Consider the following 9,886-nt stretch of genomic DNA (forward strand, 5'->3'; position numbering starts at 1 on the left):
TTCAAGTCTTCAAGACTATCGCAGACGAAGGATTACCGATCGTTCCGGTATCCAGATTGAAATAAACAGATCAAACGGTTGGTCGTATCGATCAGAGTGCGCGATATAAGCTGCATGACCTTGGAGCAGCTCAGAATCTTTGTCGGTGTCGCCGAGCGCGAACACGTCACCAAGGCAGCGGAGGCGCTGAACGTCACGCAGTCTGCTGCGTCCGGCGCGGTCGCGGCTCTGGAGGCGCGCTACGGGGTTCCTCTGTTTCACCGTGTCGGGCGTGGCATCCAGCTGACCGAAGCAGGCCGCGGCTTTCTGGAGGAAGCGCGCGCGGTGCTGGGGCGGGCAGCGCATGCCGAGACGATGCTGGCGGACTATGCCGGGCTTGCCCGTGGTTCGTTGCGGATCGTCGCAAGCCAGACGATCGCGAGCTACTGGTTGCCGGCAAAGCTCGCCGCCTTCCACGAACGCCACCCGCAGATCGCGGTCGAACTGGCGATCGACAACACCGAAGGTGCGGCAGCGCAGATCCTGAGCGGCGCGGCGGAGCTCGGTTTCGTCGAGGGCGAGGTGGACGAACCGGCGCTCGCCCTCTGGAATGTCGGGCGTGACCCGATGGTGCTGGTCGGCCGTGAGGACGCCGGGCGCGTCGACGAGGACTGGCTTCGCGCTGAACGCTGGATCGTCCGCGAGCAGGGTTCGGGCACGCGCTCGACCTTCGAGGACGTGCTGCGAACGCGCGGGTTTGATCCGGCCCAGCTGACGGTAGCGATGACGCTGCCGTCCAACGAGGCGGTGCGTACCGCGGTCGAGGCCGGTGCCGGCGTCGCCGTATTGTCGCGATTGGTCGTCGCTCGTGCGTTGAAGGCGGGCGATCTGGTCGAGCTGCCGCTGGGGCTGCCCGATCGCGCCTTCCACGCGCTGCGCCACAAGGAACGCTATCGCACCCGCGCGGCGGACGCGCTGACGGACCTTATCAAGGAGCAGGTCGCATGACTGCCAAAACACCTCCGGTCCTGACCGGCCTCAAGCCGCTCAGCCGGCTCGACCATCCGCGCGAGATGATCCGCCAGTTCACGCCCAACTGGTTCGCCGCGACCATGGGCACCGGCATCCTCGCTCTCGCGCTGCCGCAGGTGCCCGGCATCGGCCCCGCGCTCAAACCGATTGGCGAGGTGTTGTGGTTCTTCAACATCGCGCTCTTCATCCTGTTCGCCGGTCTCTATGGCGCGCGCTGGGCGATGTTCGGGCATGAGGCACGGCGCATCTTCGGCCACAACACCGTGTCGATGTTCATCGGGACCATTCCGATGGGCTTGGCGACGATCATCAACGGATGCCTCGCCTTCGGGATCGTGCGGTTCGGTAACGGCATCGTGCCGGTCGCACACGTCCTGTGGTGGATCGACGTCGCCATGTCGCTCGCCTGCGGCGTGTTGATCCCCTACCTGATGTTTACCCGCCACGAGCACAGCCTGGACGGCATGACCGCGGTATGGCTGCTGCCGGTCGTCGCAGCGGAAGTGGCGGGTGCCAGCGGCGGGCTGCTCGCGCCGCATCTGGTCGATCCCCACGCGCAGATCGTGACGCTCGCGACCTCGTATGTGCTGTGGGCCTATTCGGTGCCGGTCGCGTTTGGCATCCTCGCTATCCTGATCCTGCGCATGGCGCTCCACAAGCTCCCGCACGAGAGCATGGCGGCATCATCCTGGCTCGCGCTGGGGCCGATCGGCACCGGGGCGCTGGGTATGCTGGTGCTTGGGGCGGATGCGCCGGCGATCCTCGCGGCGCACGGGCTGGTCGATGTCGGTACCGTCGCGCAAGGGATCGGCGTCGTCGTCGGGCTCTGCCTGTGGGGTTTCGGCCTGTGGTGGCTGGCGCTCGCGACGCTCATCACCATCCGCTACTGGCGCGCCGGCGTCCCATTCAACCTTGGCTGGTGGGGCTATACCTTCCCGCTCGGCGTCTACACCGTCGCCACCTTCCGCCTCGGTACGACGCTGAACCTCGGCTTCTTCGGTATCGTCGGCACGGTGCTGACGATCGCGCTCGCGGCGATGTGGCTGCTGGTCGGTGCCAAGACGCTCGCCGGAGCATGGCGCGGCAACCTGTTCGTCTCGCCCTGCATCGCTACCCCGAACTGATCCACCCTGATGATCGGATCAGTCGGTCCGATCACTTGCAGAACGCCGCTTCGATCCGCCAGCGTGGCTGGCCACAGGAGAGCCTTGTCATGGACAATTTTGACGCCGCGCTGGCGAGTAAAACCAGCCGTCGCCGCTTTCTCAGGCGTACGGCGCTCGGCACCGCCGGCCTTGCCGCAGCACCTGCGCTGGCGCAGCAGCTCGTCGACCTGAAGCTGCCTGGCGGCAATGCCGAGCGGCCGATGACCAGCGCCTTTCCCGGCAAGGGCAGCATGATCCTCCAGCGCGTCCATCCACCCTTGCTGGAGACGCCGATGGAGGTCTTCGACAAGTCGGTGTTCACGCCCAACGACCAGTTCTTCGTCCGCTGGCACTGGGCCGACATACCGACCTCGATCGACGTCGAAAGTTTCCGCCTCAACGTCTTCGGCCACGTCAATCGGCCGCTGTCGATCAGCCTCGCTCAGCTGCTGCGCCTTCCACGGGTCGAGATGGCGGCGGTGAACCAGTGCTCGGGCAACAGCCGTGGGCTGTTCCAGCCCCGGGTCGCCGGCGCGCAATGGGGCAATGGCGCGATGGGCAACGCCAAGTGGCTCGGCGTTCGCCTGCGCGACGTGCTCGACCTCGCCGGGGTCAAGGCAGGCGCGGTGCAGGTGCGCTTCGGCGCTCTCGATCAGCCGGTCGTGGCGGGCGCTCCTGACTTCGAGAAGGCACTCGACATCGACCATGCCCGCGACGGCGAGGTCATGATCGCCTTCGGCATGAACGGCGAGCAACTGCCGCTCCTCAACGGCTTTCCCTGCCGGCTGATCGTGCCGGGCTGGTATTCGACCTACTGGGTCAAGATGCTGAACGCGATCGAGGTGCTGCCCGGCCCTGACGACCAGTATTGGATGGCCAAGGCCTACAAGATACCGGCGACACCCGGCGCGAATGTCGCGCCCGGTGCCAAGGACTTCCCGACCGTGCCGATCAATCGCATGATCCCGCGCAGCTGGATGACCAGCCTGCCGGATGGCCAGGCGATCGCCTATGAAGCGTCCATCCCGGTTGGCGGGATCGCGATGGGCGGCGACTGCGGCGTCGCCAAGGTCGATGTCTCATCCGATGGTGGCCGCACCTGGTACAGGACGACGCTCGGAGCGGACGAGGGCAAGTATAGCTTCCGGCGCTGGGATGGTCGCGTGCCGCTTAGGCGCGGTCCCAACCCCATCATGGTGCGCTGCTGGAACGCCAACGGTGTCGCTCAGCCGATGAAGCCGATCTGGAACCCAGGCGGGTTCATGCGCGGCAATATCGAGACCACCACCATCATCGCGGCCTGAGGAGCGAGTAGCATGAAGACCCCGTCTCCCGGTATCATGGCCGCTGGCCTGATCGGCCTGACCGGCATTATCCTCGTCTCGATCGGGGCGCCGAGCAGCCGCAAGGCGCCTGCCCCGATCTCCGAGACATCCGAGCCGGCACCGGCCGCCAGCGTGTCAGCGCGCGGCTTCTCGCTTGCCTCGACCAGCGTCGACCTGCCGGCCGACGACGCGACCTACCCCGACGGTCCGCACGCCGACGTCATCAATGCCAATTGCACCTCGTGCCACTCAGCCAGCATGGCGCTGACCCAGCCTGCGCTATCGGCGGATCAGTGGAAGGCGACCGTCACCAAGATGCGTGAGGTGTATAAGGCGCCAGTGGCCGAGAAGGACGTCGATGCGATCGTTGCTTATCTCACCGCTATGCCGAGCCAGAAGGTGGCACCCGCGACCGGCAAGGCGCAGGACCCGGACCCCAAAGTGGCTCCTGATGTCTCAGGTGGAACCGGCTAACCGATCTACTTCCATAATCCCGAAATACCATCCCAATCGGGATGACCGTATGCGACACCCCGTGGCTGGTCAGTCGTTGGCGTAATCCCCTGCCCTGCACATCAGACACCCCAATAGCGGTTGTGCGACTCTGCCATTCTGCATATTATCAGATCAGAATTTTTGAAGGTGTGCACACTTGCATATTATCACGCTTGCAGCGCAAAAAGGGGGTGTCGGTAAAACGACGCTGGCGGTGAATCTGGCGGTTGCCGCGGAAGCGGCTGGGATAAAGACCGCTCTTTTCGACCTCGATCCGCAGGAGAGCGCGACTGCTTGGAGCGAGCGACGGACAGCCGAATTACCCCACGTCGAACCGATCAGCGCACGCCGCCTCGATCAGGCGATCGACGCCGCAGAGGCCAACGGCTTTGCGCTTACGATCATCGACACACCGCCCGCGGCGGGCGCGGAAGCCGCAGCAGCGGCGCAGCGTGCCGATCTGGTCGTCATCCCTTGTCGTCCGTCGTTGATCGACCTCGATGCGATCAAACGAACGGCGCAGCTTATCACCAGTACCGGGCGAACGGGCGTGGTCGTGCTGAATGCCGCCCCCCCTACCGCAACCACGTTGCTGGACGATGCCAGAACGCTTGCCGAGGCAACCGGCTTGCGGGTGGCGCGTGCCGTATTGCGGGAGCGCAGCGCCTACCGAGCGGCATGGCCTTATGGCTTGGGCGTCATCGAGCATGAGCCGAAAGGCAAGGCTGCCTTAGAGATTGCAGCCTTGCAGAAGCACATATTTGATGATGTGATGAATTGCACACCTGCAAATGTGAAGGCTTGATTATGGCGAAACGGACTTCCCTGTTGGGACCGGCAGTAGCGGCCCCCTCCCCTCGCGAACCCGAGCCGGATCATCAGCCGGCGCCGTCGACCTCGCCATCGAGTGCAGCACGGTCGAGTGGCAAGCGGCCGGGGAAGTATCACCTCGGGGCATATTTCGATCCGGCCGATCCTACGGCGGAGGCATTTCGCGTATTGGCAGCGCGGACCCGGCGGAGTCATCAAGACCTCCTTGCCGAGGCGATCAGCGAGCTGGTCGCTAAATATGATGCCGACAAGCAATTTGGCCGTGCGTGATAATGTGCACATCTGCAATCATGCAGGATAGCAGGATTGAAGTGGCATGACGAAGCGCCAGAATCCCAACCCCGAATTTGATCTGTTCATTCCGTTGATGGGCGACCTTCCGCTGAAAGATCAGCGGGAGACGATGGAGCGGCCGTTCTTCTCGCTCCAGAAGCGCAAGCGGGTGAAGCCGATCGAATATAGCAGCCCGGACGGCGAGACGTGGGTGAAGATCGAGGCAATTCCTGCCTACGGCATGGCGACGATCTGGGACGCCGATATCCTGATATGGGCGGCGTCCACGCTCAACCGGATGCGGGAGCAGGGGATCAACGACCTTCCCCGGACGCTTAAAACGACGTCCTACGACCTGTTGCGGGCGATCAAGCGCGATACCAGCGGCCGGGCCTATCAGGAATTGCAGGCCGCACTCCAGCGGCTTCAGACGACTTCCATATCGACCTCGATCCGCGCGCCCAAGCGGCGGACCAAGGCCGGTTTCAACTGGCTCGACAAATGGACGCTGGAGGTGGACCCGGACACCGACCAACCGCGCGGGATGACCATCACGCTGTCGGATTGGGTATATGAGGGCATTATGGGGGAGCGGTCGCTGCTCACCATGCACCAAGATTATTTCCTGCTGACCGGCGGGCTGGAACGCGCTCTGTATCGTATCGCGCGCAAGCACGCCGGCAACCAGAAGGGCGGGTGGACGTGTCGCGTCGAGGTGCTGCGCGACAAGACCGGCAGCGACAGCAAACCCAAAGAGTTCAACCGGATGCTCCGCAAGGTGGTGGAGGCCGACCAGCTCCCCGACTATGCGATGCAGATGGCTGCGACTGCCGATGGCAGTCCTGCCGTGTTGTTCCGGCTTCGGGGAGAAGCGGAGGCGCTGGCGCTGACAGCCAGGTTGGAGGCCGAGCAGGAACGACGGAACCGGTTCGATGCCGATCGCCGCCGCGCCGCCGAGGTCGACGACCTGATGGACAAGCTCGCCGGCAAACGCTGACTATCGTGGTATCACACACCGCACGGCCCATCCGTACCAGAGACGGAGGCGGGCAGCAGGCGATGAGAGTGTGAATCGAGCAATAATCGAGCCGCAGAACGGCAAGCGATCATCGTGGGATCACACACCGGACAGTCGTGGGATCACACACCGCACTATCGTGGGATCACACACCGAATCACGTGGGATCACACACCGGCCACCTTCTCAACCTATTGCAGAAAGGCAGTTTTTTGCCCTCTTTTCTGCACTTAACCTTCTTAACGATTCCTATTTAACAGAATCACTTAACCCCACGGACGGATCGAACGAACGAACGGAAGGGGGATGCGGAATTGCCCTTTGGGCAATGCGCTTTCGTTTCGTGCCGGCTATCGCCGTCACAGGAGCGGCCTGACGGCCGCAGGCTTCCGGGACAAGCCAAGCCGATCCGGCGGTGTGTACCTGTCCGCGTCACGCTCGTTGAGGGGACAGGGTGGGGAGATGCCCCGAAGCCTGTCGTAAGCTTCGCCGGTGTGTACGATTACGCCGGATCGTAGAGGCCGGCGAACTCGCGTTCGGCATAGTAGCGGATCTTGCCGACAACGAGCGGGTGCTGGCCCTGTCGCAGCAGCAGGAGATCGTCGGGGTTCATCCGCATGATTTCGTCCGGCGTCGCCAACCGGCGCGCGGCGACGTGGCCGCTGGAGCTTTCGGATCGCTGCCCGTCACTGAAGATGCTCACCGGCCCGGACGTGCCGAACGTTTCATATTCGATGGTGGTGTCGCCGATCGTGCGCGACAGCATGTCGGCGGTGGCAAGATCGTTGACTCCGAACGTCTGGATCACGCCGGCGTTCGACATGAAGGTGCCGGCGCGCGCGCCATAGGTGGCTTTGAGCTGGTGCATGTCCTGGAGGATCGGCCAGAGCTGCATTCCGTAGCCCGCCATCAGTCCCATCGCGCGTTCCACCGGATCGAGGCGGCCGAGCGCGGCGAACTCATCGAGCAGGAACAGGATCGGGCGTTCCGGCCGGGCAGGGGAGCGCGCCATGTCGGTGACCGCCTGGCTCACCAGCAGCCGCAGCCAGCGCGCATAGGTATCGAGCCGATCGGGCGGCAGGCACAGGAACACGGTGCCCGGCCGCTCCTTCAGGTCCGCGAACCGGAAGTCGGAAGCCGAGGTGCTGTCCACGATGCGCGGGCTGTCGAGAAAGTGGGTGTGACGCTGGGCGGACGACAGCACGCCCGCGGCTTCGCGATCGGACTTGCCGAGCTGGCGGTTGGCGGCGCGCGCGATCAGGCCGTGGGCGCCGGCGCTGGCCTGCATGTCGGCGAGCAGCGCGGTAAAGCCCGCGGGATCGCGGGTGAGCTTGTCGCGCACGGTCGCCAGCGTGGCGAGGGCAGGGGGCTCATGGATGACGGTGTGCAGGATGATGCCGGCGATCAGCGCCTTGGCTTCCTCGTTCCAGTGAGCCTCGCCCGACTGTCCAGGCGCGTCGTGGACCAGCGCGTCGGCGATCGTCTGTGCATCTTCCGCGAGATCCGGGCTGGCGGCGTCGAGCCATGCCAGGGGGTTGTAGCGGGCCGCAGGACGCCCGGAGACGCCGAAGGGGTCCAGGCACCACACATCGCCCTTCCTGGCCCGTGTGCGGGCCGTGACGCGGGCATTCTCGCCCTTGGGGTCGATGCAGATCACCGAACGGTCGAGCAGCAGCAGGTTGGGGATGATCGTGCCGACGCCCTTGCCCGAGCGGGTGGGTGCCATCGTCAGCAGATGCGCCGGGCCGTCATAGCGCAGCAGCTTGTTGTTGCGGCCCGATCGGCCGATGACGAGATCGCCCGAGCCTTCCAGCTTCGCCAGGTCGCGCCGGTCGCCGAAGCGGGCCGAACCCATCAGCGTGTTGCGAGCCTGCCCACGCCGGTTGAACTTCCAGATCGCGAACAGCGTCAGGCCGGTTAGCAGGAACGGCACGTCGGTCGCGATCTCGCCATAGCCGAAGATGCCCTTGAGCCAGCTATTGCTCGCCATCAGGACGACGAAGCCGATCAGCAGCGCCCAAAGCGGCCCGATCCGTAGCGGCATCAGCAGCTCACGCCGGCGGGCGTGATCGCCAGCGCCGGATCGGCGTCGGGATGGCCGAGCAGCTTGAGAAGGATTTGGGTGGCGAGGGTAGGGGGCACCCGTTCGTCGCGTAGCATGTCGAACAGCGCGTCATCCTCAGGCGTCAGCGCCATGCCTTCGATCGCGAGGTTGGCGCGGGCGTCCTCGTCGTCCTCGCGCCACATCGTGTCCTCGGCCGGGCTGCCGCGCACATAGTCCAGCGCACGGACTTCGCTCCGCAGCGTGTCGAGGTCGATCGTCGTCATTCGCCCGTCTCCCGTTCCGCTTCTTCCGCGTCGAACGCCCGCCGGCCGCGGCGCTTCCACAATTCCAGCGTGTCGTCGCCGGCTTCGCTCCTTGCCTTGCCGACCAACTCCAGGAGCGCGCCGTAGATGGTCGCGCGATCATCGTCGGTGAGATCGACCAGCCCGGCCTTCTGGACGAGGCCGCCCAGTTCGATCAGGTGGCGGGTGCGTTCGCGACGTTGCACGACCCAGCCCCTGCTATCCGTTCGCCGTTGCCCCGCTTCCGTCCGTAGCGTCGCCGCGCGATTGAGTCGCAGCGCCCGATCCGTCGATTGCAGCAGCGCCGCCACCTTTGCGCCCACGCCGTTGAAAGAAGGCCGCGCCCTTCGCGCGCCATGCCTCCTTCACGCTCACATCCGTCGATCCGATCGCGTCGAGCAACACGCCTGCGAGTGTTTCAGCATCGAGTGCGTCGGCTCCGGTAGCGGTTACGAGCTGGCCGAGCTGTTCGACCCTCTTCGCCTTCAGCGCACGGGCCTTGTCACCCAGCGCCTTCAGTTCGGCGTCATAGTCGCGAACCTTCCGCATCGCCTTTACCCTTTCGCGTATCGACCAGCAGTATCCTAGCACCCCGGTCACGTGGGTAAAGCCGCAACGATACAGAAGATTCAGCAAGTCAGTCAGGAGGAGCGAAGCGGATCATGAGTGCGCGCTTATACGTCGTTGCCGACGTGCGCTCAGAAGTGCATGATGGCGGATGCGATGGCGATCTACCATTTCAGCGCCAAGGTCATCAGCCGTGCGAACGGCTCCAGCGCCGTTGCGTCCGCCGCTTATCGTTCGGCGTCGGAGCTGCACGACGACCGGCTTGGACGTAACCACGATTTCTCGAACAAGGCGGGCGTCATCCATTCAGAGGTGATGATGCCGCAGGGTGCGCCGGAGCGTTTAAACGACCGCACCGTGCTCTGGAACGAGGTGGAGGCCGGCGAGAAGCGCAAGGATGCGCAGCTTGCTCGCGAGGTGGAGTTCTCGATCCCGCGCGAGATGAACGAGAAGCAGGGCGTCGCGCTCGCCCGCGATTTCGTCGCCGAGCAGTTTGTGAAGCGCGGCATGGTCGCGGACCTCAACGTGCATTGGGACAAGGCGAAGGATGGCAGCCCGAAGCCGCACGCACACGTCATGCTGTCGATGCGCGACGTGGGGCCGGAAGGTTTCGGCAAGAAGAACCGCGACTGGAACGGCACGGAGCTGTTGAAGGGGTGGCGCGAGGCGTGGAGCGCGCACGTCAACGAGCGGATGGCCGAGCTAGGGCTGGAAGGCCGGATCGACCATCGTAGCTACAAGGCGCAGGGCATCGAGCTGGAGCCGCAGCACAAGATCGGGCCGATGGGGAAGCGGCACGAGCTGGAGGGCCAGCCCCACCGCAACGCCGAGGATCATGTCCGGATCGCGCGCGAGAACGGCGAGCGGATCATCGC

Annotated in this window: 12 protein-coding genes; 8 read left to right on the forward strand and 4 right to left on the reverse strand. The window is 64.7% G+C overall.

Annotated elements, in window-relative coordinates:
• Positions 1 to 114: 114 nt before the first annotated feature.
• The 7 genes from AC07UH_RS20550 to AC07UH_RS20580 all read left to right on the forward strand — a co-directional run bounded on the left by AC07UH_RS20550 (position 115) and on the right by AC07UH_RS20580 (position 6,077).
• Positions 115 to 987, forward strand: coding sequence for a LysR family transcriptional regulator (locus AC07UH_RS20550; RefSeq protein WP_041394299.1), 873 nt, complete (start codon positions 115 to 117; stop codon positions 985 to 987).
• Positions 984 to 2,135, forward strand: a complete 1,152-nt coding sequence (locus AC07UH_RS20555) for a TDT family transporter (protein ID WP_041394297.1) — start codon at positions 984 to 986, stop codon at positions 2,133 to 2,135. Before AC07UH_RS20550 ends, AC07UH_RS20555 begins: the two co-directional genes overlap by 4 nt.
• A gap of 89 nt (positions 2,136 to 2,224) precedes the next feature.
• Positions 2,225 to 3,460 carry a molybdopterin-dependent oxidoreductase gene (locus AC07UH_RS20560; RefSeq protein WP_495182027.1) on the forward strand — a complete coding sequence of 412 codons (1,236 nt, stop codon included), beginning with the start codon at positions 2,225 to 2,227 and terminating at the stop codon, positions 3,458 to 3,460.
• A 12-nt stretch (positions 3,461 to 3,472) separates the two neighbouring features.
• A complete protein-coding gene (locus AC07UH_RS20565; RefSeq protein WP_495182026.1) occupies positions 3,473 to 3,955 on the forward strand; it encodes a c-type cytochrome in 483 nt (160 codons plus the stop codon).
• Positions 3,956 to 4,133: 178 nt separating this feature from the next.
• Positions 4,134 to 4,781, forward strand: a complete 648-nt coding sequence (locus AC07UH_RS20570; RefSeq protein WP_495182025.1) for a division plane positioning ATPase MipZ — start codon at positions 4,134 to 4,136, stop codon at positions 4,779 to 4,781.
• Between the two features lie 2 nt (positions 4,782 to 4,783).
• Complete coding sequence (locus AC07UH_RS20575; RefSeq protein WP_495182024.1) at positions 4,784 to 5,077, forward strand: ribbon-helix-helix domain-containing protein; 294 nt, start codon at positions 4,784 to 4,786, stop codon at positions 5,075 to 5,077.
• A gap of 46 nt (positions 5,078 to 5,123) precedes the next feature.
• Complete coding sequence (locus tag AC07UH_RS20580; RefSeq protein WP_495182023.1) at positions 5,124 to 6,077, forward strand: replication initiator protein A; 954 nt, start codon at positions 5,124 to 5,126, stop codon at positions 6,075 to 6,077.
• Positions 6,078 to 6,600: 523 nt separating this feature from the next.
• Here AC07UH_RS20580 and AC07UH_RS20585 read toward each other — a convergent pair.
• Genes AC07UH_RS20585 through AC07UH_RS20600 form a run of 4 tightly spaced genes read right to left on the reverse strand, consistent with a single transcriptional unit; the run spans position 6,601 to position 8,993 of the window.
• Entirely contained in the window at positions 6,601 to 8,142 is a 1,542-nt protein-coding gene (locus tag AC07UH_RS20585; RefSeq protein ID WP_495189977.1) for a type IV secretory system conjugative DNA transfer family protein, read from the reverse strand.
• The gene (locus AC07UH_RS20590; protein WP_495182045.1) at positions 8,142 to 8,426 is read right to left on the reverse strand and encodes a hypothetical protein; all 285 of its coding nucleotides are present in this window, start codon (positions 8,424 to 8,426) and stop codon (positions 8,142 to 8,144) included. Before AC07UH_RS20590 ends, AC07UH_RS20585 begins: the two co-directional genes overlap by 1 nt.
• Positions 8,423 to 8,650: a conjugal transfer protein TraD gene (locus AC07UH_RS20595; RefSeq protein ID WP_495182044.1), complete on the reverse strand. Its 228-nt coding sequence runs from the start codon at positions 8,648 to 8,650 to the stop codon at positions 8,423 to 8,425. Before AC07UH_RS20595 ends, AC07UH_RS20590 begins: the two co-directional genes overlap by 4 nt.
• A gap of 13 nt (positions 8,651 to 8,663) precedes the next feature.
• The gene (locus tag AC07UH_RS20600; protein ID WP_495182043.1) at positions 8,664 to 8,993 is read right to left on the reverse strand and encodes a conjugal transfer protein TraD; all 330 of its coding nucleotides are present in this window, start codon (positions 8,991 to 8,993) and stop codon (positions 8,664 to 8,666) included.
• A gap of 174 nt (positions 8,994 to 9,167) precedes the next feature.
• Between AC07UH_RS20600 and mobQ the strand changes: the two genes are divergently transcribed.
• Positions 9,168 to 9,886, forward strand: a 719-nt coding sequence (mobQ, locus tag AC07UH_RS20605; RefSeq protein ID WP_495189978.1) for a MobQ family relaxase, incomplete at its 3' end; no start/stop codon positions are given.

This window comes from Sphingomonas sp. GW821-FHT04B01 (assembly GCF_059420425.1).